At 44.3% G+C, this 24,620-nt stretch carries 22 protein-coding genes; 13 read left to right on the forward strand and 9 right to left on the reverse strand.

The window, feature by feature from the left end; genetic code table 11:
- Nucleotides 1-24: 24 nt before the first annotated feature.
- Nucleotides 25-711: a TIGR01621 family pseudouridine synthase gene (locus M0C34_RS04855; RefSeq protein ID WP_248714529.1), complete on the forward strand. Its 687-nt coding sequence runs from the start codon at nucleotides 25-27 to the stop codon at nucleotides 709-711.
- Between the two features lie 47 nt (nucleotides 712-758).
- Here M0C34_RS04855 and M0C34_RS04860 read toward each other — a convergent pair whose 3' ends face one another.
- The 3 genes from M0C34_RS04860 to M0C34_RS04870 form a co-directional block, all read right to left on the reverse strand.
- Nucleotides 759-2,255, reverse strand: a complete 1,497-nt coding sequence (locus M0C34_RS04860) for a carbon starvation CstA family protein (RefSeq protein ID WP_248714530.1) — start codon at nucleotides 2,253-2,255, stop codon at nucleotides 759-761.
- A 154-nt stretch (nucleotides 2,256-2,409) separates the two neighbouring features.
- Nucleotides 2,410-3,159: a two-component system response regulator BtsR gene (gene btsR / locus M0C34_RS04865; RefSeq protein WP_248714531.1), complete on the reverse strand. Its 750-nt coding sequence runs from the start codon at nucleotides 3,157-3,159 to the stop codon at nucleotides 2,410-2,412.
- Nucleotides 3,156-4,811 (reverse strand): sensor histidine kinase, encoded by a 1,656-nt coding sequence (locus M0C34_RS04870; protein WP_305883152.1) that lies wholly within the window; start codon nucleotides 4,809-4,811, stop codon nucleotides 3,156-3,158. Before M0C34_RS04870 ends, btsR begins: the two co-directional genes overlap by 4 nt.
- A gap of 290 nt (nucleotides 4,812-5,101) precedes the next feature.
- Between M0C34_RS04870 and M0C34_RS04875 the strand changes: the two genes are divergently transcribed.
- Nucleotides 5,102-6,175: a 3-deoxy-7-phosphoheptulonate synthase gene (locus tag M0C34_RS04875; protein WP_248715597.1), complete on the forward strand. Its 1,074-nt coding sequence runs from the start codon at nucleotides 5,102-5,104 to the stop codon at nucleotides 6,173-6,175.
- A gap of 13 nt (nucleotides 6,176-6,188) precedes the next feature.
- Nucleotides 6,189-7,313, forward strand: a complete 1,125-nt coding sequence (gene tyrA, locus M0C34_RS04880) for a bifunctional chorismate mutase/prephenate dehydrogenase (protein ID WP_248714532.1) — start codon at nucleotides 6,189-6,191, stop codon at nucleotides 7,311-7,313.
- 59 nt (nucleotides 7,314-7,372) lie between these two features.
- On the opposite strand, the gene M0C34_RS04885 is transcribed toward tyrA, so the two are convergent.
- A complete protein-coding gene (locus M0C34_RS04885) occupies nucleotides 7,373-7,801 on the reverse strand; it encodes a hypothetical protein (protein ID WP_248714533.1) in 429 nt (142 codons plus the stop codon).
- A 162-nt stretch (nucleotides 7,802-7,963) separates the two neighbouring features.
- Nucleotides 7,964-9,136 carry a right-handed parallel beta-helix repeat-containing protein gene (locus tag M0C34_RS04890; RefSeq protein ID WP_248714534.1) on the reverse strand — a complete coding sequence of 391 codons (1,173 nt, stop codon included), beginning with the start codon at nucleotides 9,134-9,136 and terminating at the stop codon, nucleotides 7,964-7,966.
- Nucleotides 9,137-9,505: 369 nt separating this feature from the next.
- On the opposite strand from M0C34_RS04890, the gene prfB reads away from it, so the two are divergent.
- The 7 genes from prfB (at nucleotide 9,506) to M0C34_RS04925 (ending at nucleotide 19,295) form a co-directional block, all read left to right on the forward strand.
- A protein-coding gene (gene prfB / locus M0C34_RS04895) for a peptide chain release factor 2 (protein ID WP_248714535.1) occupies nucleotides 9,506-10,604 on the forward strand; the annotation gives its coding sequence in 2 pieces (ribosomal slippage) (nucleotides 9,506-9,580 and nucleotides 9,582-10,604; 1,098 coding nt in all).
- 40 nt (nucleotides 10,605-10,644) lie between these two features.
- Nucleotides 10,645-12,126, forward strand: coding sequence for a lysine--tRNA ligase (gene lysS, locus M0C34_RS04900; protein ID WP_371923128.1), 1,482 nt, complete (start codon nucleotides 10,645-10,647; stop codon nucleotides 12,124-12,126).
- Nucleotides 12,127-12,239: 113 nt separating this feature from the next.
- Nucleotides 12,240-12,695: a DUF1499 domain-containing protein gene (locus tag M0C34_RS04905; RefSeq protein ID WP_248714537.1), complete on the forward strand. Its 456-nt coding sequence runs from the start codon at nucleotides 12,240-12,242 to the stop codon at nucleotides 12,693-12,695.
- Nucleotides 12,696-12,798: 103 nt separating this feature from the next.
- A complete protein-coding gene (locus M0C34_RS04910) occupies nucleotides 12,799-13,791 on the forward strand; it encodes a substrate-binding domain-containing protein (protein WP_248714538.1) in 993 nt (330 codons plus the stop codon).
- 304 nt (nucleotides 13,792-14,095) lie between these two features.
- The gene (locus tag M0C34_RS04915) at nucleotides 14,096-15,520 is read left to right on the forward strand and encodes a helix-turn-helix transcriptional regulator (RefSeq protein WP_248714539.1); all 1,425 of its coding nucleotides are present in this window, start codon (nucleotides 14,096-14,098) and stop codon (nucleotides 15,518-15,520) included.
- A gap of 175 nt (nucleotides 15,521-15,695) precedes the next feature.
- Nucleotides 15,696-18,350 (forward strand): alpha-amylase family glycosyl hydrolase, encoded by a 2,655-nt coding sequence (locus tag M0C34_RS04920; RefSeq protein ID WP_248714540.1) that lies wholly within the window; start codon nucleotides 15,696-15,698, stop codon nucleotides 18,348-18,350.
- A gap of 198 nt (nucleotides 18,351-18,548) precedes the next feature.
- The gene (locus M0C34_RS04925; RefSeq protein ID WP_248714541.1) at nucleotides 18,549-19,295 is read left to right on the forward strand and encodes a carbonic anhydrase; all 747 of its coding nucleotides are present in this window, start codon (nucleotides 18,549-18,551) and stop codon (nucleotides 19,293-19,295) included.
- 74 nt (nucleotides 19,296-19,369) lie between these two features.
- Here M0C34_RS04925 and M0C34_RS04930 read toward each other — a convergent pair whose 3' ends face one another.
- From M0C34_RS04930 to M0C34_RS04940, 3 genes are read right to left on the reverse strand one after another with little or no spacing between them, the layout of a single operon-like run.
- Nucleotides 19,370-19,930: a DJ-1 family glyoxalase III gene (locus M0C34_RS04930; RefSeq protein WP_248714542.1), complete on the reverse strand. Its 561-nt coding sequence runs from the start codon at nucleotides 19,928-19,930 to the stop codon at nucleotides 19,370-19,372.
- The gene (locus tag M0C34_RS04935) at nucleotides 19,923-20,822 is read right to left on the reverse strand and encodes a 2-dehydropantoate 2-reductase (protein ID WP_248714543.1); all 900 of its coding nucleotides are present in this window, start codon (nucleotides 20,820-20,822) and stop codon (nucleotides 19,923-19,925) included. The genes M0C34_RS04930 and M0C34_RS04935 overlap by 8 nt, the downstream gene beginning before the upstream one ends.
- On the reverse strand, nucleotides 20,804-21,163 hold the full coding sequence (locus M0C34_RS04940) for a VanZ family protein (protein ID WP_248714544.1): 360 nt from the start codon (nucleotides 21,161-21,163) through the stop codon (nucleotides 20,804-20,806). Before M0C34_RS04940 ends, M0C34_RS04935 begins: the two co-directional genes overlap by 19 nt.
- 81 nt (nucleotides 21,164-21,244) lie before the next feature.
- Between M0C34_RS04940 and M0C34_RS04945 the strand changes: the two genes are divergently transcribed.
- Complete coding sequence (locus tag M0C34_RS04945) at nucleotides 21,245-21,727, forward strand: YajQ family cyclic di-GMP-binding protein (RefSeq protein ID WP_248714545.1); 483 nt, start codon at nucleotides 21,245-21,247, stop codon at nucleotides 21,725-21,727.
- A 49-nt stretch (nucleotides 21,728-21,776) separates the two neighbouring features.
- Here the strand turns inward: M0C34_RS04945 and M0C34_RS04950 are convergent, their stop codons facing one another.
- Nucleotides 21,777-22,760, reverse strand: coding sequence for a TDT family transporter (locus tag M0C34_RS04950; RefSeq protein ID WP_248714546.1), 984 nt, complete (start codon nucleotides 22,758-22,760; stop codon nucleotides 21,777-21,779).
- Nucleotides 22,761-23,029: 269 nt separating this feature from the next.
- Here M0C34_RS04950 and M0C34_RS04955 point away from each other — a divergent pair, with 269 nt between their 5' ends.
- Nucleotides 23,030-23,371 (forward strand): YciI family protein, encoded by a 342-nt coding sequence (locus M0C34_RS04955; protein ID WP_248714547.1) that lies wholly within the window; start codon nucleotides 23,030-23,032, stop codon nucleotides 23,369-23,371.
- Nucleotides 23,368-24,615 (forward strand): RNA polymerase sigma factor, encoded by a 1,248-nt coding sequence (locus M0C34_RS04960; protein ID WP_256469328.1) that lies wholly within the window; start codon nucleotides 23,368-23,370, stop codon nucleotides 24,613-24,615. The genes M0C34_RS04955 and M0C34_RS04960 overlap by 4 nt, the downstream gene beginning before the upstream one ends.
- Nucleotides 24,616-24,620 lie beyond the last annotated feature (5 nt).

Genomic DNA, 24,620 nt, shown 5'->3' on the forward strand with positions numbered 1-24,620 from the left:
GGCATGTTGGTAAGGAATTAGATCATGCAAACCTTGAGTTTAGTGGCCGAAAGGCCTGATTTCATCGTAGTTAACAAGCCTGCTGGGGTTAATTTCCACACGGAAAACAATCAATTAGGTTTAGTTGAGCTAGCCCGAAAACAATTTGGCATTGAGTTATGGCCTGTACATCGTCTAGACAAACTGACTTCTGGTTTACTGATATTAGCTAAAACCAACACTGCGGCTGCGCAATTTCAGGTCTTGTTTAGTCAAGGGCAAATGGAGAAGTACTATTTGGCGATAGCAGTGGCCAAACCAAAGAAAAAGCAAGGCTTGGTTAAAGGGGACATGCTCAAAGCGCGCAATGGCAGCTGGAAATTGGGTCACAGTAGCAATAATCCCGCTGTCACCCAATTTTTTAGCTACTCGATTGTCCCTAAGCGTAGGTTGTTTCTATTAAAGCCTCTAACAGGGCGCACTCACCAGTTACGGGTCGCCTTAAAAAGCTTAGGCGCGCCTATTTTAGGGGATTTACGTTACGCAGGTGAACCCGCAGACCGCGGTTACTTGCACGCTTATGGCCTGCGGTTTTTGTGGCAGGGTGAGCAACAAGAGTTTATTGCTAGCGATAACTTAGATGGGGAGTTTAGTCAGTATGACATCGCCCAAAAAATTGCTAGCTTAGCGCAACCTTGGTTAGCTAAGTTCCCCACGGTTGCTACAAAATAAGAAAAAAATAGAGCCGCATCAGCGGCTCAAAATCAACAATCTTTTGATTAAACTTGCTTCACTGACTTAAGCTCAGCTTGCTCTTGGTCATCGTCACCATCTAAGTCGCTTTCGCCTATCCCTTTCAGTTTTGTAATCATTAGGCCGGTAATCACTAAGGTCGTCATGCAGCCAGCAAGGGTTGAGATTGTCATTGGCAATCCAAAACCAAGGGTGCTTGAGTTTAAGATGAAAGTGATGACCACGGTAGTCATAAACATTGCCGGTACGGTGGTTATCCAGTGGAATTTATCATGACGTAATAAATAAGCGCTGGCTGTCCACAGCATCATCACCGCAGTGGTTTGGTTGGCAAAACCGAAGTAGCGCCAGATTACCCCAAAATCTACTTGGGTCAGAATGCCACCGATGATAAATACCGGTAGGGCAATCATTAAGCGGTTTCTCACTGGCTTCTGTGAAAGGTTGAAGTATTCAGCCAAGATTAAGCGACTAGAACGGAAGGCTGTATCACCAGAAGTAATCGGTAAGATAACCACACCTAAGAATGCCAGAATACCACCAAACACGCCCAATAAACCAAACGATGCATCGTATACAACTTTGCCGGGGCCTCCGCTAGCAACCGCGGCTTGAAGCCCTTCCATTGAGTCAAAGAATGATAAGGCTATAGCACACCAAATTAGGGCTATCACACCTTCACCAATCATTGCTCCATAGAATACAAAGCGACCATTTTTTTCATTTTCAACGCAACGCGCCATTAGTGGTGATTGGGTCGCGTGGAAACCTGATATCGCCCCACAGGCAATGGTAATGAATAGTGCCGGCCATAATGGCAAATTATTTGGGTTCATGTTGCTAAACATTTGGCTGACTTCAAAGCTCCCCATCACTTGGTGCTCGCTAGAAAATGCCACTGCAGTTATCAAGCCTACCGACATAAATATTAGTAGTGCGCCAAACAGTGGGTAGAAACGGCCAATGATCTTGTCAATTGGAACAATGGTAGCAATGATGTAGTAAGCAAAAATAATGCAAACCATGGTGCCTAAACCGATGTTTACACCGGCTTGATCATTGATTAAATTAGTGAGCATGCCTGCAGGGGCTGAAACAAATACCACTCCCACTAATAGCAATAATACGATGGCAAAAACATTCATGAAGTGACGCGCGCTTTTACCTAAGTAGCGCCCAGAGAGGGCAGGAACAGAAGCGCCACCATTGCGCACCGATAACATACCTGAAAAATAGTCGTGGGTTGCGCCAGCAAAAATACATCCCACTACAATCCATAACATAGCGGCTGGGCCGTATAAGGCTCCCATAATAGGGCCAAAAATAGGGCCTACGCCAGCAATGTTGAGTAGTTGGATTAAGTAGACTTTTTTCTTCGACATTGGCACAAAGTCGACGCCATCTTGCTTAGTGTATGCGGGTGTTTTTCGTTGCTCTTTGATGCCAAAAACCTTTTCGACAAAAGCGCCATAAATGAAGTAGCCGCCGAGCAGAGCTGCGACGCAAGTTAGAAACCAAAGCATGTGATCCTCTCAGTACTTAGTTGTAATCGAGAACAGTGTAAAACAGCCATTTAGGCTTAGCAGTTAGAGGATAAGCTAGCGGTAATATTTGGCCTTAAGCGGTTGCAATAGCCATTGAGTGGTTATAAGGCTTTGGTTGTCAAAGCGCTTATATTTATAAACCAAAATGATCTTTAATCGCTTTAAAGTAGCGGCGGCTAACGGGTAGCTGAGCCCCACTTTTGGTAAATAATACCGCGCCGCCATTTTCTTCTAGAGATATTTCTAAAATGGCGTCAACATTTACCAGGTGTTGGCGGTGACAGCGTAGCAATGGAGATTTTTCCTCTAGTACTTTTAAGGTGAGCTGGGTATGGTTTATACCCTGTTCGGTGGCAACATGTACGCCGCTTAAATCGCTTGAGGCATATTCAATATCTTCGAGGCGGATCAACTTGACTCGCTGGTTAAAATAACAAGGGATTAAACGTAATTGTTGGTTCTGCAGCATGTCTTGATAGTTATGATTAACTCGCTGCTCTTGGTGTAGCTCAGTGGTGGGAGTGTTAGGAAAACGCTCTTGTAAGCGGACAATCGATTTTGCTAAGCGTTTTTCATCGATAGGTTTAAGCAGATAATCTACTGCGTTTTGTTCAAACGCGTCCAGCGCAAACTGATCGTAGGCAGTAACAAACACAATCGCTGGGGCGGAATCAGTATCTAGCATGTTAGCAAGTTCTAAGCCGCTAATTTGCGGCATCTCGATATCTAAAAAAAGCACATCAGCCTGTAATGACTTTAGGTGCTTTAAGCACTCGATGGCATTACCAAATTGGGCTACTACTTCAATGCTTGAAAATTGTTCTAATATCTCTAGCAGTTCTTCACGCGCTAAGGGTTCATCATCGACAATGATGGCTCTCATAGGTGTGTCTCCTGAGGAATGGATATGATGACGCGAGTATATTGATTAAGTAAGCATTCAACTTTTAAGGCATAAGCTGAGCCAAAGGCATTGCGTAAGCGAGTATCCACAATGTGCATGCCTAGCCCCTCGCTGGTGGCCTGTTCAGGCTTTTGGTATAAACCGGCATTGTCTTCTACAACAATTTGCTTCAAGCCCTCTTTAATACGGCTATAAATGGTTATTTCTCCTGTATCTAGCAGGTGAGACGTTCCGTGTTTAATGGCATTTTCTACTAAGGGTTGTAAGGTGAAAGTAGGTAGCTCTAAGTCAAAAAAATCTGCCGCAATATCTTGCTTTATGACCAAGCGGTCGGCGAAGCGAACCTGCTCTATGTGTAAGTAAGCATTTACATGTTCGAGTTCAACACTGACTAAGCTAGTTTGGCTATTTCGCTTTAAATTAATGCGCAAAAATAGGGCTAAATCGGCAATGAGTTCTCGGGCTGAACCGGCATCTTTTTTTACTACTGCGCTAATCGTATTCAGCGCGTTAAACAGAAAGTGGGGGTTAATCTGAGCCCTAGCCAGCTTTAGCTCTGCTTCGGTAAGTAATTGCTGTTGTTGCTGAACGTGACTGTCTCGTAACTGCTCGGCGATAACTTTAGCGATGCCTTCGCCTAAGGCGCGATTAATGTGCAGAAATAAACGCCGTTTAGACTCATACAGTTTTACCGTGCCAATTACTTCATTGTCACTGCCGCGAATCGGCACCACTAAGGCTGAGCCTAAGGGGCATTTATCGCTAGAGCTGCATTGGTAAGGCTCTTCTACGCCATCAGCAAACACTACACGGTTTTCACTGATAGCCTGATAGGTTTGTTTTGATGAGATGGGCCTACCGGCTTGATGATGGTCACTCCCCAAGCCTTTGTATGCCAATACTTCTTGGGTATTGGTAATTGCGACGGCTGAAACGCCCGTTTCCTCGTGGATAATATTGGCGATACGTACAGCGTCTTCTTGTTTAAAGCCTTGGTGAAAAACACCTACCATGCGCTGGGCTAAATTGAGCGCCTTAGCGGAAGAGTGGCTGCTAAATTTATCGTATAAACGACGACGGTCGCGAATCATCATCATGAACAACGCGGCGCCGACAGAATTTGCCAGTACCATCGGTAGAGCAATTTTTTCGACCAAGTCTAATGCTTGGTCAAAAGGTTTAGCTATCGCTAAGATGATTAGCATCTGCATGGTTTCGGCAAGCAAGGTAGCAATAAATGCAATGCTAGGTGAAAACAAGTGTTCGTTATGGTGACTGCGTCGGCGGATCCATAGGTGGAATAAGCCGCCTACTAAGCCTTCTAAAGTGGTGGATATTGCACAGGCTACATCGGTAAACCCTCCCATCGAGTAACGGTGCATCCCTCCGGTAAAACCAACCAATACCCCCAACACCGGCCCCCCAAATATACCGCCAAGCACAGCCCCAACTGCGCGGGTATTCGCGATAGCATCGTCTATGGCTAAACCAAAAAATGAGCCTAGGATACAAAAGCCTGAAAATAAACAATAAATGGTTAGGGTGTTGGGTAAGCGAGGCGATAAATTAGTGAGAGGTAAAAAAGCGGGAGTTTTACTCAGTAAATAAGCAATCACCAGAAAAACGCTCATCTGTTGAGCTAAAGACAATAGTAAAGAAAAATCACTTATCATCAGCTATTAAAGCCTCGCAAGTTGGCGACATGATATCTGGTTTTCGATGATGTTAGCCGGATATTAGCATACAGTTTACGCCAACTAATAGGACTTACCAAACGAAGGAATAAAGCTTGTAACAAGCTGGTAACGCTTGTCTGCTTGCAAATGGCGTTAGCGCTGGTATTGTGATGGGTTTCTATAATAATTAATCCCTTAAGGGAATGGAAAGTGTGGTGAAAAACACCACCGGAGTAAAAGAGCAAATGCAAAAAGATCCAATTAACGATATTCATATCTCGTCAGAACAAGTTCTAATCACCCCTGAGCAATTACGTGAAAAACTTCCCGCTTCAGACGACGCGCTGGAGTTTGTACTTAAATCACGTAAAACCATTGCAGACATTTGTCATCATCGTGATTCGCGCTTACTGGTTATTACAGGCCCTTGTTCAATCCACGATTTGGAACAAGCGAAAGAGTACGCCACGCGACTAAAAAAACTTCACGACCAATATAGCGATCGCTTGTTTATTGTAATGCGTGTTTACTTCGAAAAACCTCGTACAACCGTCGGTTGGAAAGGTTTTATTAATGATCCGCACATGGATAACTCATTTGACGTAGAGACGGGCTTACATAACGCTCGTGAATTACTTACCTGGACCGCTGAATTAGGTTTACCGGTAGCCACTGAAGCACTAGACCCAATTAGCCCACAGTACTTATCAGAATTGTTCTCTTGGGCAGCGATTGGTGCGCGTACTACTGAATCACAGACTCACCGTGAAATGGCCAGTGGTTTGTCTATGCCTGTTGGTTTTAAAAATGGTACTGACGGTAATTTGGGTACGGCTATTAATGCGATGCAGTCTGCTGCCCATTCACACCGTTTCATGGGGATTAATCAACAAGGTCAAGTTTCTTTGTTGCAAACCCAAGGCAACCCTGACGGCCACGTGATTTTACGTGGTGGTAAACAGCCTAACTACGATTCAGTAAACGTAGCTTTGGCCGAACAGGCAATGCAAAAAGCCGGTCTAGAGCCGAAGTTAGTGGTTGACTGTAGTCATGCTAACTCAAGCAAAAACCATGAACTTCAGCCGCTGGTTGCCGCTAACGTGATTAATCAAATTGAAGAAGGCAATAAATCAATTATTGGTTTAATGTTAGAAAGTAACTTGGAAGCAGGTAATCAGCCAAGTGAAGCTCCTAAATCAGATCTTAAATACGGCGTATCTGTGACTGATGCCTGTATTGATTGGACATCTACTGCGACGCTACTTGATAAGATGTTTAACGATCTTGGTGATAGCTTAGCTAAACGCTTGGCAGAATAATAACGGAAGCAACATGGTTCAAGCTCTTAATCTCTTGCGTGACCAAATCGATGAAGTGGATCAGCAACTTCTTGATTTGCTACAACAACGTATTCAGCTAGTACACAAAGTTGGCGAAGTAAAAACGCAACATGGTTTGCCTATTTATGCCCCTGACCGCGAAGCTGCAATGTTGGCTAAACGTCGCGCCGAAGCTGAAAATAAAGGTGTTCCGCCAGCACTGATTGAAGATGTGTTACGCAGAGTGATGCGTGAATCTTATACCAGTGAAAAAGACAGTGGCTTTAAAACTATAAAGCCAGAACTGGGCAATATTGTAGTGATAGGCGGGCGTGGCCAACTGGGCCGTTTATTTGTGCAAATGTTTAGCTTGTCGGGTTACCAAGTCGATGTTTTAGGCAAAGAAGATTGGGACAAAGCCCCTGAGTTGTTTGCGAACGCAGGCTTGGTGCTGGTATCGGTGCCGATTAACCTCACCGAACAAGTTATTACGCAGCTAGATCACTTACCTGAAAATTGTGTGTTGGCTGATATTACCAGTATTAAAGCTGCACCCTTGAGTAAGATGCTAGAAGTGCATAAAGGTCCTGTGGTGGGGTTGCATCCGATGTTTGGCCCTGATGTTCCCAGCCTGGCGAAACAAGTGATTGTTTATGCTGATGGCCGCGGCAGTGAACAGTATCAATGGTTACTGCAGCAAATGGGGATTTGGGGAGCACGTTTACATTCAGTTGAAGCTGAAAGCCATGATAAAGCGATGACTTTGATTCAGTCTTTGCGTCACTTTACCTCGTTTGCCTATGGTATGCATTTAGCGCAAGAAGATGCAGACTTAAAGCTGTTGCTTAACCTAAGCTCGCCAATCTATCGTTTGGAATTAGCCATGGTGGGGCGTTTGTTTGCTCAATCGCCGGATTTGTATGCTGATATTATTATGGCTTCAGATCAAAGCACCGCCATGATCAAGCGCTATCACCAACACTTTGGCGAATTGGTTACACTGATCGAGAATAAAGACCGTGCTGGATTTATTGAATCTTTTGAGCGAGTCAGTGACTGGTTTGGAGATTACTCGCAAGAGTTCTTAGAAGAAAGCCGTAGTTTGCTGCAACAAGCCAACGATAGTCGACGCACCTAGCGTAGTACTATCTACTATCAAAAAAGCCAGTCATTTGATTGGCTTTTTTATTGGCTAATTTAGGATGATTTGGCTGACTCTAGTGTTGGCTTATATACCGCTATTTGTTGTTGTAACCATTCGAGGGCTGCTTCGCGTTCAATAAATATTTCTACGGTCTCTCCAGCGCGGACATAAATCTGACTTAAGTGCCATTTGGCTAACTCTGGCACGCTGGCATGGGTCAGTATCAACGCGGTGGCTACTCGGCCACGTTGTTTTTCAAGCTTTAGCCACTCTATCAGTTGGTCTGCAGCATCTTCAGTATAAAAGGCGTCACCATGAAAGGTCGCTAACACCGCCCATGGTGAATCGAGCAGTTGATTTATAAGCGGAGCGGCGGCGTCGCCGCTTTGTTCCATTTGTTGGAGGTTCCAAGGGCCTGTTCCTTCTAGCTCCATGATTTGACCGTTCAATGCGAACTCAATAGTGCCGTGTGCTTCTCGCAATGCTGTCTCCTGAAAAACTCATCAATCAGAATATCTTTTTGTTTACTCTTTCAAGTTAACGCGAGATCTTTAGTTCGGCAAGTTTCAAGTGACAATTTCGACTAAATTGAGCACCAATATTTAGATTAAGGCGTAATCGTCATTGTGAAGTGAGGCCCTTTCTCAAGGCACGGTGAAAAGATTGTTGTATTGCTGAGCAGAACCTTTGAGCAATAGTAAATTCGTTTGGTTTTTATAGAGGTGATTATTGCTAATTTCAATGGATGTCGCTTCAGCAAAATCTACTAAAATACCTGCGCGTTTGTTGGCATGAATGTGGTTATCAAAAATACGTATGTCGCTGACTAAACCGCTACCTTTGGGATGTTGATAAATTAAAATGCCGTCTTCGTCCGTATCATAAAATTGGTTGTTGTAGATGTGTATATCGCTTATAGAGCCGTCACCCTCAGTCATCAACGCCATGGCGCCAGCTCCTTCAAATATGCGCTCACCCGTTTGTTTATCGAAGGCTTCGCGAATGTTATATACCTGATTGTCATGAATGAGGATGTTCTTAACAAAGGGCGGAGTGAAGCCCAATAAGCCGCCAGCGTCTAAATAAATACCACGACGATGTAAGTTATAAATATGGTTGTGATGAATGCTGCCATCTTTAACCCCTTCTTTTAAATCGATGCCTTCGCCGCCAACACGAGGATTACCACCATCAAAAACGTGGTTATTTCTAATTTCAAATTGGTGCACGCCGTTGGCGATGGTGATAGCTTCGTTATAACCGTTACTTGTGTGCCCATCGCTTCCGACACAAGCTTGCTGGATAAGATTTCCTTCAATCAGCAGGTGGCTTAAGTTTTGATAGTTGTGAGGGTTTTGTTGCCAAGCAACCCCCCATACTGCAATGCCCGACTGAACCGTTTGAAAGGTATGGTTATTACGAAGAGTGATATGACTAACTGGTTTGCTGGCTGAGCCTTCAATGTAAATACCGTTAAACGCCTGGCGAATGGTAAAACCTTGAATCGTAATATGGCTTTGCTGTTTAACCGAGAAGCCTGCGCCCACCAATACGGTATTGGCCCGCTCTCCCGGTAAACTGCTCATTACTATCGGCTGGTTGGGCTGTCCAGATTGATTAACTTGCAGTGGTTTATCTAACTGATACGTTCCGGGTTTTACCCATAAATGATCGCCAGCCTTTAGCTGCTCAATAGCAAATTGTAGCTGAGTCCAGGGGCGCTCTTGGCTGCCTGTTGCTTCACTAAACGGTAACTGATTATCACTGGTGTTATCGACGTAATAATCGGCGGCAAAGATGCTAGTGTGATGCATCATCAAAACAAAGGCATAAAATGGCAAAACAAGTTGTTTAGATAAACATGCAAGCATAGTGCTAAAGAGATCTGCTTAAGTAATTGCTGGCGAGTAGTTTAACTGAAAGTGAAAATATTCAGCTGCTTAGCATTATAGGTTTGAGAGGCTTAACACAGTATAAGAACGTGGCTTGGTGTGAGAGGTAATAGCGGTCAGCGTTTTGTGAATAGCTATTTATAGGCTGCAATTTGCTACAACGGTGAAGGTTTAATCCAATCAATATAAAAAAAGTCGCTTATTTCGTGTATTCCTTGTCACAAGCTATGTTTATTCGAGGCTATATTGGTTAAAATTGCGCGTTTTTGGTACATCAACGCAGGTTTTTACACGATGTTTGAAATTAATTCGGTTAACAATTCTCTAGCTGATATTAAAGAGCGCACCCAAGTGCTCCGGGGGTATCTTTGACTACGATGCAAAAGCAGAGCAGTTAGAAGAAGTTAGTCGTGAATTAGAGCAACCAGAAATTTGGAACGATCCTGCACGGGCTCAAGCCCTAGGTAAAGAGCGCTCGGCCTTAGAGTTGGTGGTGAATACCATTGATAACCTCACTCAAGGCATTGAAGATGTGGCTGGATTGGTTGAGCTGGCGGTTGAAGAAGAAGATGAAGAAACCTTTAACGAAGCACAAGCTGAAGCCGAAGAGCTGCTTAAGCAATTAGAAAAGTTAGAGTTTCGCCGTATGTTTGCAGGCGAAATGGACGAAAGCGATTGCTATATTGATATCCAATCTGGCTCTGGTGGTACAGAAGCGCAAGATTGGGCCAACATGATGTTACGCATGTACTTGCGTTGGTGTGAAGCGCATCAGTTCAAAGCTGAGCTGGTGGAAGTGTCTGATGGTGATGTTGCCGGTATTAAAGGCGCCACCATTAAAGTTAGCGGCGAGTATGCTTATGGCTGGTTACGCACCGAAACTGGGGTGCATCGCTTGGTACGTAAATCGCCCTTTGATTCAAGCGGGCGTCGCCATACGTCGTTTGCCTCTGCATTTATCTATCCAGAAATAGATGACAGCATTGAGGTTGACATTGACCCAGGTGATTTACGCATTGACGTTTATCGCGCCTCGGGAGCGGGTGGTCAGCACGTAAACAAAACAGAGTCGGCAGTACGAATTACTCACTTGCCGACCAACACAGTTGTACAGTGTCAAAGTGGCCGTTCGCAACACAAGAATAAAGATGAAGCAATGAAGCAACTCAAAGCTAAGTTGTTTGAATTAGAGTTACAAAAACAAAATGCCGAGAAAAAAGTGGCAGAAGACAACAAGTCAGATATTGGCTGGGGCAGTCAAATTCGCTCTTATGTGTTAGATGATTCACGAATTAAAGACCTTCGCACCGGAATTGAGAACCGTAATACTCAAGCCGTGCTAGATGGTGATTTAGATAAATTTATAGAAGCTAGCCTTAAATCAGGGCTGTAACGAGCAAGGTTTTCACATGTCGGAACAAACAGAACAAAGTCTGGAACAAGCAGCACAAGAAGAAAATAAACTGATCGCAGAGCGTCGCGCTAAGTTAGACAAAATTCGCGAAACTTGCTCGGCCAACGGCCACCCTAATGACTTTAAACGTGAGCACCTAGCTGACGATTTACAGCAACAATTTGGAGAGCAGTCTAAAGAAGATTTGGAAGCAGCAGGCAATATTGCGGCGATAGCTGGCCGTATTATGGCCAAGCGTGGTCCATTCTTGGTGATTCAAGATGTTTCTGGTCGTATCCAAGCTTATGCGCCTAAACAAGTGCAGAAAGATCTTAAAGAGATCGGCGGCTTAGACATTGGTGACATTATTGGTGTTAAAGGTGCGTTGCATAAATCAGGTAAGGGTGACCTCTACGTGAATATGGACGAATACACATTGCTGACTAAAGCATTGCGTCCTTTGCCAGAAAAATTCCACGGTTTAACTGACCAAGAACAACGTTACCGCCAGCGTTATGTTGACCTGATCATGAACCAAGATTCGCGTACTACTTTTATGATCCGCTCTAAGATCATTAATGCTATTCGCCAGTTCATGACCCAACGTGACTTTATGGAAGTTGAAACGCCAATGATGCAGGTGATTCCTGGTGGTGCTGCAGCGCGTCCATTTGTTACGCATCATAACGCCTTAGACCAAGAAATGTTCTTGCGTATTGCCCCTGAACTTTATTTGAAGCGTTTGGTAGTAGGTGGTTTTGAGCGAGTATTCGAAATTAACCGTAACTTCCGTAACGAAGGTTTATCGCCACGCCATAACCCTGAGTTCACTATGATGGAATTCTACATGGCTTACGCCAACTTCGAAGACCTCATGGATTTAACTGAAGAAATGCTACGCACCGTTACTCAAGAAGTATTGGGAAGCAGCGTAGTGGCTTATGGTGACGAACAGTTTGATTTTGGTCGTACTTACCAGCGTATTCCAATGAAACAGTCTGTTTTAGACTACAACGCGGATGTAACCGCTGAGCAACTAGAATCGCTGGAAGCTGCCAGTGCAGTAGCCAAAAAGCTGGGCATTGAAGTACAAGCAAGCTGGGGTCTTGGTAAAGTGATTACCGAAATCTTTGAAGAGACGGTTGAACATCGTTTAATTCAGCCTACCTTCATTACCGAATACCCTGCAGAAGTCTCACCATTGGCTCGTCGTAACGATAATGACCCATTCATTACCGACCGTTTCGAGTTCTTCGTTGGTGGCCGTGAAATCGCTAACGGTTTCTCAGAGTTAAATGACGCGCAAGATCAAGACCAGCGCTTTAAAGACCAAGTCTCTCAAAAAGATGCGGGTGATGACGAAGCAATGTTCTACGATGCAGACTATATTACTGCTCTAGAGCACGGCTTAGCGCCAACCGCTGGGCAAGGTATCGGTATCGACCGCTTAGTGATGTTATTTACCGATAGCCACACTATTCGTGACGTAATTTTATTCCCAGCGATGCGCCCACAAGCCTAGTCGCTGAAAAAAAATGGTTAAAGCCATGCACTTTTTTAAGTGTGTGGCTTTTTTTTTACCTTTTTTGGTTATAGTAGCAGCTATTATAATTGCAACGGCTTTGGAGAAGGATAATGAAAATGCTAGTGTGGGGATTAGTCATCGTATTGTTGGTGGTGCCGGGGGCTATGGTATATAAAAACCTCAATACCCCTGATAACTTAGGCTTACAAAATGGCCGCTTAGCACCGTTAGCAAGCTCGCCAAATGGTGTATCAAGTTTTGCTGAAGAAGCGGACAAAAAAGTAGCCGCCCTGCCATTTAAAGCAGATTTAAAAGCCACTCAGTTAGCAGCGCTTCGCGCCTTTGCACATATGCCAAATAACAAAGTTATTTCCCGCAATGGTGAGTATGTTCATGTGGTTTTTTTCAGCCCAACCGTGGGGTATCGTGATGACGTTGAACTCCTTTTTGATGAAGCTAATCAGCAGCTGCACTTTCGCTCTCAATCACGCGTCGGCTACTCAGACATGGGTATAAATAAGCAGCGATATCAAGAGTTTGTTAAATTGTATAACGAAGCGGATTAATTCGAAAAAGCGTGAGCTAAGTTGCAGTTAGCGCAGCTTAGCTTTACCTAGCGCGTTTTATTGTCTTAGCTTACAGTTATCCAGTGCTTGATTTGGTGAAGCTGTGAAAGTATTCCTCGTTTGTTTTTTTGTTCTGATTAGTAGTCAAGTATCGGCTAACGAATCGAGTAAACCTCGTTACTTGGTGGTCCCTAAAGCTGTCAGTAATCCCTTTTTTGATGATGTAGAGAAAGGCTGCTTGCAAGCCGCCGCTGAGCTAAATGTTGAGTGTATTTACATCGGGCCGGAAGAAGCCGATGCTCGCTATCAAGATCAAATTATTACTCAACAAATCGAAAAGGGCGTAAACGGTATTTCGGTGTCGGTGATTAACTCTCGAGTGCTTACACACCGCAGTATGCTGTTAGCTCAGCAGAACAATATTCCCATTGTTACCTTTGATTCTGACTTCTCAGATAAAGCTTTGGAGCAGAATCCAAGGTTGCGTCACAGCTACATTGGTACCGACAACTTTCAGTTTGGCTTTCAGTTGGGCCGGCTAACTCAAGCGCTTAAGCCGCAAGGTGGAGCCTTTTGTATACTAACTGGCAATAAAAGCGCAGCCAACTTAATAGAGAGGATTAACGGTGTATATGCCGGTTTAGGTTTTACTGGTAGCGACAACAGCGACAACAGTGACTTATGGGAGGAACATACACGTTGTCCGATTTATGCCGATGACGATGCTCAGCGCACGTTAAACAACTTAGACAGGATGATACAGCTCCATAAATACGAGCCTAGGTTATTAGATGTTATTATTACCGTAGGGGCTTGGCCACAAACATTAGACGCTCAATATACCGAGCTGGTTAGCCCGCATATCGATGTGCTTTCTTCACAAAATTTGCTGCTAATTTTCGGCGATACTTTAGCGGTACAAAAAAGACTGCTGGCGCAGGGCTTAGCTCACGGCAATGTGGGACAGTCTCCTTATGATATGGGGTATCAGTCGATTTACACCTTACATAATATTCACCAAGGTAAAGCGGTAGAGCCCATCATCCATACCAAATTAGAGCGCTGTGTTTATGGGCTGCAGCCAATGTGCCAATAGTGGCGTTCTTTTTGCTTGTTAACGACGCATGCAAATCAATCGACAGCTGAACGTTGCATTTTGTATGAGGGCTAATGCCCTCATTAGGTGTGTTGACTGAGATGCGGAAAAATCGGATAAATAGAAAAGTGATCAAGTTATTGCCGTTTAGGCCTGCTCACTGCGCTGGCAACCGCTGCCCTGTGAAATGTTTGTGCTAAGACAAAACATTATTGATTGCTTGCTCAATTTTATTATAGCTTGGTTGTCTATTGGTCTTTATTGTAAGAAAATGCATCAATATTTCATCTCCTTGTTATGAATTTTGAATCAATCTGCGGATATTTCGATACTTGCTAAAAAGCTCGGTCACTCGCACCTTCGCGTGGCAGGAGAGTACTGGCATCTCAGCGACTTATTGCGCTTACAAGCTATGTTGCTAGAGCACGCTGAGTCACTAAGAGAGGGCTTGATTTGGTGGAGCAAGAGTATCTCTTTACTCGATCGTCAGGTCTATATTGAGGTGAGTGAATCGGCTGATAGTTTTTTACTCTCATTATATTCTCGCGAGCAACAGGCTCTGCCGGCTTGGAGCAAACTCCGGCTAGAGCAATTACAACAGCAGCTCAATCATCTTAGCTTCGCCACGCTCTCCAGCAAAAACAATCAACTTGCTTTGCAATTCCCGAGTAAAGGACTAACGCAAAGTGTCGAGCCTAATGCTGCTATTCATAGCTTTGCTCAAAAGGTGTATCACTTACTACAACACCAGACGATAAGCTTGCCTGATATACACTCGCAGCTTAAAAATATTATCAAACAACACTTAGTCGAGCCTCTCAGTATTAATGATGTGGCGAAAAAAATGGGCCTATCAACCCGCACGTTACAGCGGCGTTTACGCGACAAACAGCTTAATTTTTCTCAGTTAATCGAAGACGAAAAGAAAACCTTGGCGCTTAATCTGTTAGCCGATACACCGATGCCTATTGCCAGTATTGCTTTGCGTTTAGGGTACGACGACCCGTCTAATTTTCATCGCTCATTTCGCCGTTGGTTTCGCTTTACACCAAGTTTTTTTCGCCAGCAATGCCTGCAAAATCGCGCTGAACGAAAAGATCAACCGGTGCGCCTGCATTATGCGCGAGGACCGGTGGGCGGAGAAGGGGAGTTACATACCCAAGAGGGTCAAGTACGGCTAGAAGTAGACAATATTGCATTTGAAAAAGTGGTAACGGTTGAGTGTAAAGACCAAGATGGTGTGTGGCGCCATTATCCTGCTTTTTTTGACGACTTCTTATGTGATGGGACCGAACTGTGGTCGACCGCTAACTTGCCTGTAGCGCAGCCTTTGCAGTTTAGGTTATGTTATGAAGTCGACGGTGAAAAGTATATTGATGACAACCAGCAGCGTGATTACAAAGTAAACGAACGTTTGTTATTTGGCTCACCCGCTTATATTGTGCCGACCTTAAATATCATTAAAACCGGCTTTGCTTTTCAGTTGTTTGTTGAGCTTGCCTGCCAACTAGACGCTGTGGCTAAAGTGCTATGTTATGTCGGTGAAAATATAGAGCCGCTGGCCTTACAGAAAGTGAGTTCTAACCAACAATATACGGTTTGGACCTTGTCTAGTCCGTTCCCTGCCTTGGTGAAACAGTGCCAGTTTCGTTTGTTCGACCAGCAAAACCAAGAGTTAGCGACTCAGCATTACCCCCAAAGTTATCAGTTTATTTCACCGCTTCTATAGGCACTGTGTAATCGGTGTAATGGTTAGCCTAACCGTTGGCGTCAATAACTGCTAACTTGCTCACGTAATCATTAAGCTGGCATCCAACTACCAATATTTTGGCGTGTCATGACACTAAATTAACCTGGCTATTCCTTTATTGTTTGGCGAAACATAAAAGATAAAGGAATGCAGTATGTTGTTATTCAATAGTCATATATTGAAACCCATTAATATTTTGTCATTTTCTGTGGTTTTAGCTCTGTCTGGCTGTAACTCTGACGACGAAGTAAGTCAGCAGGCAGGTAGTCATGTGTCGTCACCTGAATGGCAGGATCAGATTATTTACTTTTTGATGATCGACCGATTCAACAATGGTGATCCCAGCTTGAGTGACCAAGGTTATGGTGAATATGATCCAAGCTCTGATAAGAAATTCAGTGGTGGAGACTTGCTGGGCGTGAGCGACAAACTCGATTATATTCAGCAGTTGGGCGCGACTTCTGTTTGGATTACACCTCCTGTGGCGAACCAGTGGTGGGATAACCAGCAAAATTATGGCGGCTACCACGGGTATTGGGCGCGAGACTTTCAAAAGGTAGATGAGCATTTTGGTAATTTAGCCAGCTATCAACACCTCGCGAGTGAAGTTCATAGCCGCAGTATGTATTTGATTCAGGACATTGTGACTAACCATGTTGGCAATTATTTTACCTATGATAAGCCTTGGGAATATGATGCTTCTATACCTTGTGAAGGCTTTCGCTTAATCGAAAAACCACTTGCCGATGGGCAGACACTCCCTTTTCCGCTAAACCAAAATACTTGCCAAGACGATGGTTCGGGTAGCTTCCATTGGACTCCAAGCATTACCGACCATAACGATCCTGTTCAGGAAAAAAACTGGCAGTTATCTGATTTAGATGATTTAAATACTAGCGACCCAGCCGTGCGAGCTTACTTGAAAGATAGCTATCGCAAATGGATTAGGGAAGTGGGGGTTGATGCCTTTAGGATCGACACGGTTAAGTTTGTAGACCACGATTTCTGGACTGATTTTTTGCATGCGGATGATGGCGTCATCTCGCAGGCGGAACAAACTGGGCGGCAGAACTTTTTAACCTTTGGCGAAGTATTTGAAAGCTCAAGTGCCTATAACACCGAAGGTGAACAGAAAATGCTGAGCTACTTGGGTGAAGGAGATGATAAGCAGCTTGGCTCCTTACTTAACTTCCCTATGCAAACCACAATGACACGGGTATTTGCTTCTGGCCAACCTACCGATTACTTGCGCTTTCGGATAGAGAAGATGATGGAGTTATTTCCAAACCCTTACATCATGCCTAACTTTATCGACAATCATGACATGCCGCGGTTTTTGTCTCAAGCTAGCCAAGCTGACTTAAAACAAGCACTCATGACGATGTTAAGTATTCCCGGTATTCCGGTTATTTATCAAGGTACCGAGCAAGCTATGAGCGCTAGCCGCGACGCTATGTTTGAAGGCGGTTATAGAGAAGATGCCAGTTCAAAAGACTCCTTTGACAGTACTAGCGAGATGTACTTATTCATTCAAGATCTCGCCAAGTTACGTAGTGAAAATCCAGTGATGACCCGTGGTGACATTAAGGTGATTGCCAGTGATAAATCGGGCGCTGGAGTGTTTAGTTTTACCCGTCATTTAGCCGACGAAGATGTGTTGGTGGTGATGAACACAGCGAACGTCCCGATGTTGCTTAATCGCCTAGATGTAGAGCAAGCGGAAGGCACCGTATTTGAGCAGAAAATTCAAGCCAATTGGCTACAAGCACCAGCAGGCTTAGTCGCCGATGGCAACGGGGAAATAAGTTTAGAGCTACCAGCAAAATCTGCAGTAATTTACTTCAAAACCGCGACTAGTACTGCGGTAGACACCCCCGACTTAGGCATCAGCCTAGACGGTGATTGGAGCGACAGCACAGTGACTCAAGATACCTTGATTACTGGCCAAGCCGAGCCAAATGCAGAGCTACAGTTGGTGGTTAATGGTAATTTAAGCACCGCCACGAATATCGAGGTAGACAGCAACGGTGATTGGTCTGCACTTTTGTCTACTCGCCACTTTGCCATCGGTGAGCAACAGCATCGTTTCGCGATTTACTCACCCAGTGAGCAAGCAGGTTTAGCCGATGTACATTTCACCTCTGACTTAGCATGGTCTAGTGTGCCTGATATCGCTATTGATGATAGTGCTGATGTGCAACAAGGGAGCGGAGGGCCAAACGGCACTTACTCGTTACCGGAAGATCCCAGCTTTGACAAAGTAAACAGCCAACTGGCAGTAAATCAGCTCGAAGTTTACTCGGTGGGCAGCAATGTTCGTTTAAAAATGGTGATGGATAAACTGACCGATACTTGGTTACCACCCAATGGCTTTGATCATGTTGGTTTCTCAATCTTTATTGATTTACCTGAAGACCAAGGCAGTACTCAAACGGTATTACCAAAAATAAACGCCACAATGCCGGATGGCACCTGGAACCGAAATGCGGTGGTATTTGGCTGGCAGAGCTCGATTTATAATGCTGAGGGTGCTGATGCTAGCAATTGGGGGGAAGCAGTCACGCCGGCACCCAAAGTTACCGTAGATAAAGAAAATCAAATTATATATTTGGATTTTGCCAGCGAAGCTTTGGGTAGACCAGAAAGCCTAAATGGTATTCGCTTCTATGTGAGCACGTGGGATTTAGATGGACTGTCTGCGGTATATCGCCCGTTAGCGGCTGATGCCGGCCCATGGAACTTTTCGGGTGGCGACGCTGATGAAGCCAAAATTTGGGATGAATTACCTATTCTCAGCTTAAGTGAATAAATGTAACGATATAGTTTAAATATTTAGCCTTACTGTGTAAGGCTTTTTTGTTTTATAAGCATTTTATATTTCTATATTGATCTTTATATCACTAAGGTGGTAAAACCTATTTACCACCTTTGATTGGTGCGCAGCCTTACTTGAAAATGGCGAGTAAGGATTTGTTTTGCTTTGTTAAGTAGTTAAAGGAAAAACACAATGAACCGCCAAAAGATTCAAAGCTCTTTGTTAGTTTATCTTACTTGTTTCTCTGCTTTGGCAGCTAGCGATAGCGCTGAACCTTGGGGATATTCCGGTCACCAAGGGCCCGAGCATTGGGGCGAATTAGCACCAGAATTTGCCCGCTGTTCAAGCGGAAAAAATCAATCGCCTATCGATATTAGTCAAACCACTAAAGGCGATCTTGCTAAGCTTGAAGCAAATTATGAAGTGGCTGGCGAGAAAATACTCAATAATGGCCATAGCATTCAAGTGAATTATGCGCCTGGTAGCTATGTTAGCTTGGCCGGACAGCAGTTCGAGCTAAAACAATTTCACTTTCACTCTCCTAGCGAAAATACGGTTAAAGGACAGTCTTTTCCCTTGGAAGCGCATTTTGTACATGCTGATGCACAAGGTCAGCTAGCGGTGGTAGCCTTAATGTTTACCCAAGGTGAGGCTAATAAAGAATTGGCTAAAGCGTGGGCTCAGCTACCACTTGAGGCTGGTGATAAAGCCACATTAACAGCGCCGGTTAGTGCTGCAGCACTGTGGCCTGCCAATCAAGACTACTACCGCTTTAATGGCTCGTTAACCACACCACCTTGTAGCGAAGGGGTAACTTGGTTAGTACTTAAAACACCTGTCAGCGCTTCAAAGCAGCAAATTGTTGATTTTACTGCAGTAATGGGACATAACAATAACCGCCCTGTACAGCCGCTTAATGCCCGTTTAATTGTGGAGTAGTCGGTTCTCTTTTTTGAAGCGAAAAAGCAGCAAGCCCTGTCATGCATGGCTTGCTATTGTAGGTTGTTGATCAATTAAGCCAGCACCATCGGCGTAGCTACCGACTCAGCGCAAGCTTTACCTTTAAGTTGTTCTATTAAGGCTAAGCTAAACTCAATAGCGGTACCAGGACCTTGGCTGGTAATTAACTGGTTGGTGCTATCAATCACGACTCGCTGGTTTGACAATTGTGCAGGGGGTAACTGATGTTGAAATGCGGGGTGGCAAGTTACTTGGGCATTGGCTAATAAATGATGGTGAGCCAACACCACTGCGGGGGCTGCACAAATAGCGGCTAACCACTGCTGAGTACTGCGTTGCTTAATAATTTCAATCAGTTGTGGGGAGTCGCGAAATACTTCGCTGCCCGGTACTCCGCCAGGTAATACTAGCATGCCATAGCTAGCGGCTGTAATGTGACTTAACGGATAGTCAGCCACGAGTTTTACCCCGCGCGAGGCAATCACCTCTAGTTTTCCTTGTGGGCAAATGCTTACAACATCCACCTCAATGTCTGCTCGGCGCAGTACATCAATAATGGTAACGGCTTCGATTTCTTCGCTACCGGGTGCAATGGCCACCATCACTTTATTCATATTGCTTCTCCAATAACTTTATTTGCTGTACTAAGGCAACATTGTGTCGACAAACCGCGTGGTGAGTTTTCGCTAAGCTCACCACATATCCATTAATGTAGTCTATTTCAGTGTGTCTTTGGTGGCTTATGTCTTGCTGCATTGATGAATAATTTTCGGCGGTGTTGAAGGCGACCTCTCGCACTGTGCTGAGCAGTAATGCTGAATTCAGAACAACGCCATCTAACAAGGCTATTTGGCTTAACTCTTGGCATAAGGCTTTAAGCTTAGCTTGGTAGTTTGGTTGAAGTAGTTCTCCATTTTTACAGTTGTTTAATGCAGTTAAAGGATTGATGCAGCAGTTAATCACAAGCTTTAGCCATAAAGCTTGATAAATATCAGGGTGCCAATGCAGTGGCGGCAGAGAGGCTTGTAAACTGGCTAGTTCGGCTGGAGGGTATTGCTGTTTATTGAACGCCCCTACATCGATTTTACCTAAACCGGTATGTTCAACGCTCAATACGCTTGAACTTTTAAGGTTAACTAATGCACCGTGGGTATTACTGGCTAAATACAAGCGATGCTCATCGACATGTTTTAATACTTGATGATGTGAACCCATGCCATTCACCATCAGTAAAATATTGGTGGCGGGCGAGAGATCCAAGCTTTGTATGGCGGCGTCTACTTGATGGGCTTTAACGCAAATAATCAACCATTGGCAGCGAGGCACATCTGGTAGTATTGCTAGCTCAAAAACAATCTTCCCTTGGCTTAAGCTGTTAACCTTAATTGTGCATTGGGCCGGCTGAGCGATTCTTGAGTCAATAAAACAAACGGTTTGCTGTTGGCCTAGGTGACTCGCTAACAAGCCACCCACCGCACCTGCACCAATTATTGCGCAGTGATACATCGATTCACCTTTTGAAATGTAGAGTTAAAGCTCAAAGCCAAATAACAGATAGTGCCTAATACGTCAGCGAGCAAGTCTAACCACGAAGCTTGTCGATAGCTGCTAAGGCCCTGAGCGAGCTCTATGCTTATGCCGAAAACAAGCAGTAGCCCAAAGCTATGCCAACGGCTAAACGCGGCTAATTGTGACAACCAAGCCAACATAAAAAAGCATAAAAAATGCAGGCCTTTATCGGTGTGCACCACGGGGCCTTGAATACTCAAAGGCCAAAGGGCTAGTACTAATACCACCAATAAGCTGGCATAAAACAACCAGCGAAAGATTAATCCGCCTTTACTCATCACTCGACAATACTCTTTTGGCCACAAAGGGATATAATGCAAACATTTTCGCATACGGAAAAAATTTAGGGGAGATAAAACATGCCTTCATTTGATATTGTTTCAGAGATAGACGCTAACGAAGTTCGCCATGCTTGTGATAACGCCATTCGTCAACTTGATACGCGTTTTGATTTTCGTGGAGTAGAAGCGAGCTTCGAATACAAAGACGAATCGATTAAAATGACCGCTGAAACTGAGTTTCAGCTAGACCAATTGCTAAATATTTTGCGCAGCGCGTTGGTTAAGCGCTCTATAGACGCTAAGTCTATCGACTTAGCCAAGGTAACTCGCAGTGGTAAAACCCATTCTCAGGTGGTTAATTTTAAAAATGGTATAGAACAAGCCACGGCTAAAAAAGTGGTCAAGCAAATTAAAGACGCCAAGCTAAAAGTACAAGCCTCTATTCAAGGTGAACAAGTGCGTGTTACCGGTAAGAAGCGTGATGACTTACAGGGGGCGATGGCCTTGGTTCGCAGCGGTGAATATGACCAACCATTTCAGTTTGAGAACTTTCGCGATTAACTATTGTTTAGCGTATTAGTTGTTGTAAAGCCGCGTAGAGCGGCTTTTTTTATGCGCGAGTTAAGGTGTAATGTTTGATATAGCAAGCCGCTACATATAGCACCATGCTTGTTGCGATAATTAACTCTAAGTTGGGCAAAACGTTTGCTAATATTTGCCAACGAGAACCACTCACTTGCTCTTGTAGAAAACCCTTAAGACTAAATAAAGCAGTAGCGCTTACCACTAGTGGGAAAGTAAAAGCCGCATAACTAGGACTAAAGGGTAATTTCAGCAGGGATAGCAAAGCAAAGTAAACGGCGATTGTCATCACCAAGGCCAATAAGGTAAGCGGAGCCATTAAGGTGATTGTTAAAGGTAAACCTGAAACCAAAAAGCCCAACAAGATTAAACTGGCGGGGGTTGCCATAATCGCCAAAAGGGGTTTTAACTCTGCGGGTATAGGGTAAGTGTAAAGTCGGTAAACAATTAGCGGCAATAACATTAAGTAAGCGATGAGCGCGCCATACAAAATAATCGCCTTTAAGGTTTGTGGTAAAGCGATAGGCGCTACCACCACAAATAACGCCAAACCTATTGGAGGGATGAACCAACAAGGGATTAGTTGAGTTAATTGAAAGTCTTGGTAGCGTTGATAGCTAAAGGCCACAAACAGCGCAATTTGAATCACGAAGGCTGAAAAGCTGACAACTACTGCTAAGTTTTGCTCAATATCTGCCAATGACTTGGCCATTACCATAATACTCATGGTGATGACCGGTAGCATAGCTCCAGCAACGGGATGAGCGAGCTCTTTAAAAAACAGTGAAGGCTTAAGTACAAACTTAATTAATATTGGCAGTAACAATAGGCTGGCGATTATCGCGGTAGCATGCTGTATCGCACCATTCCACTCAAGCAAGCCTTCCCAAGTTAGCCCTAAACTGGCTATTGCCAGCGCTAAACCCGCCAGTGCAGTAGGGTAAGACAAAATTTTTGCGGTTATCAATGACACCCTAGATAGCTCTCCAAATGGTCGCGCAGAATGAGACATGTGTTTGGCCTAATCAATGTACTTACCAGCCAGTGGCTATTTTACATGAAAATACTTGAAAGCTTTTTGTCATTTTCTCTAAGCTTAATAAATCATCATTAACGACAGTGAGTAGGCTTAATGCTCTAGATTGTTTTTATCTGGTATCACGGCTTAGGTTTAGTGCGTTTTTTTTATGTATCTGTCCAACTTATTAACGCCCAGGCGTCATTAATGTGTCAGAGGCGTTTAACTGGCTGACTGAACATAACATTTAAAGGAGTTAAATTATGAGCAATAAACAATATATGTGTCTTCTGCGCAGTAGTTCTGGTGGTTGTGAAAAGCCTTCTCCAGCGGACATGGAGTTGATGTTTGCTAAGTATCAGGCTTGGCAGGAACAGTTTGCCGACAATATTTTAGATATGGGGAGCAAGCTGGGGGCGAGTGGAGCGGTGGTGCAGCAGGATAGTTTAAAAGATGGCCCTTTTATGGAAGTAAAAGAAATTATCGGAGGTTATATGACATTAAGTGCCGAAAGTTTGGAGCAGGCTATAGCCGTCATACAAGCTAGCCCAATGGTCGGTAATGAAGGAACCAGTATTGAGATTAGAGAAATTTGTCGCCTTTGAGCCACATTTCAAAAATAGACCACTTATTTCGTCATGAGTATGGACAACTTGTGGCGTTATTAGTGCGTCGATTTGGAATAGCGGGTGTCGAGTTGATTGAAGATGCTGTGCAGTGGTCAATGGTGCAAGCGATAGATCATTGGCATAAAGATGGAATACCCGATAACCCTTCAGCATGGCTGTATAAGGTCGCTCATCGCTTTCTATTGTCTGAGTTTCGTTCGAGGCAGCGTCAAGCAGACAAACAGTCGGCTTTTTCTATCAGCATTGAAAATCTTCAAGAAGAGTTTCCAGAACCACCACTAGCCGGAGAGTTAAGTGACGCATTGTTACGCATGTTGTTCGTAACCTGTAACGATGCAATACCCCCTGAATCACAGTTAGTGTTTACCCTAAAAAGCCTATGTGGGTTTAGCATCAAAGAGGCTTCGATACGTTTGTATATAAGTGAAGACAATGCCTATAAACGTTTCAGCCGCGCAAAGCTGTATCTGAAAAACCAAGCGATAGATGTAGACCATTTGAGCGAACAAGACATGAAGGCTAGGTTAAACAACGTATACCGTGTGTTATACCTGATGTTTACTGAAGGTTATTTGTCATCTCATGTCGATCACACTATTCGCCAAGATTTGTGTGAAGAAGCAACCCGTTTACTTGGCTTACTCGCTGACAGTCGAGTGGGAGATAAACCTGATAGTTATGCCTTGTTAGCTTTGATGTATTTTAATCTCGCCAGACTGAATGCTCGGCAAGATGATTCGGGGTTATTATTGCTGGCCGAGCAAGATAGAGGCCTATGGAGTCAATCGCAAATAAGCCTAGCGGTTGCTTATCTACAACAGTCGGCGCAAGGTGAGCGACTATCCCGTTATCATCTGGAGGCGAGTATTGCAGCCGAGCATTGTCTGGCCGGCTCTTTCGAGCAAACTCGTTGGCATAAGATTGTCGATTGCTACCAACTTTTAGAGCAGCTCGCACCATCGCCAATGCATAGTTTGAATAAGGCGATAGCATTGGCCGAGTGGCAGGGCGCAGCAGCAGGCTTACAAGCCCTGCAATTGGCCGATATTCCTAGTTGGTTGGCGCAGTCTTATCATTGGTATGCGGTAGTTGCTGATTTGCAATACCGCTGCGGGGATAACGCATCCGCTGCTAGAAATGCCAAACTGGCAATACAAGCAGCACCTAGCCACAGTATTAGGCAGTTGTTACGCAGGCGCTTGCAGCCCAACAAAACTTAAAGCCG

The sequence above is a fragment of the Agarivorans sp. TSD2052 genome (assembly GCF_023238625.1).
GTDB lineage: Bacteria > Pseudomonadota > Gammaproteobacteria > Enterobacterales > Celerinatantimonadaceae > Agarivorans.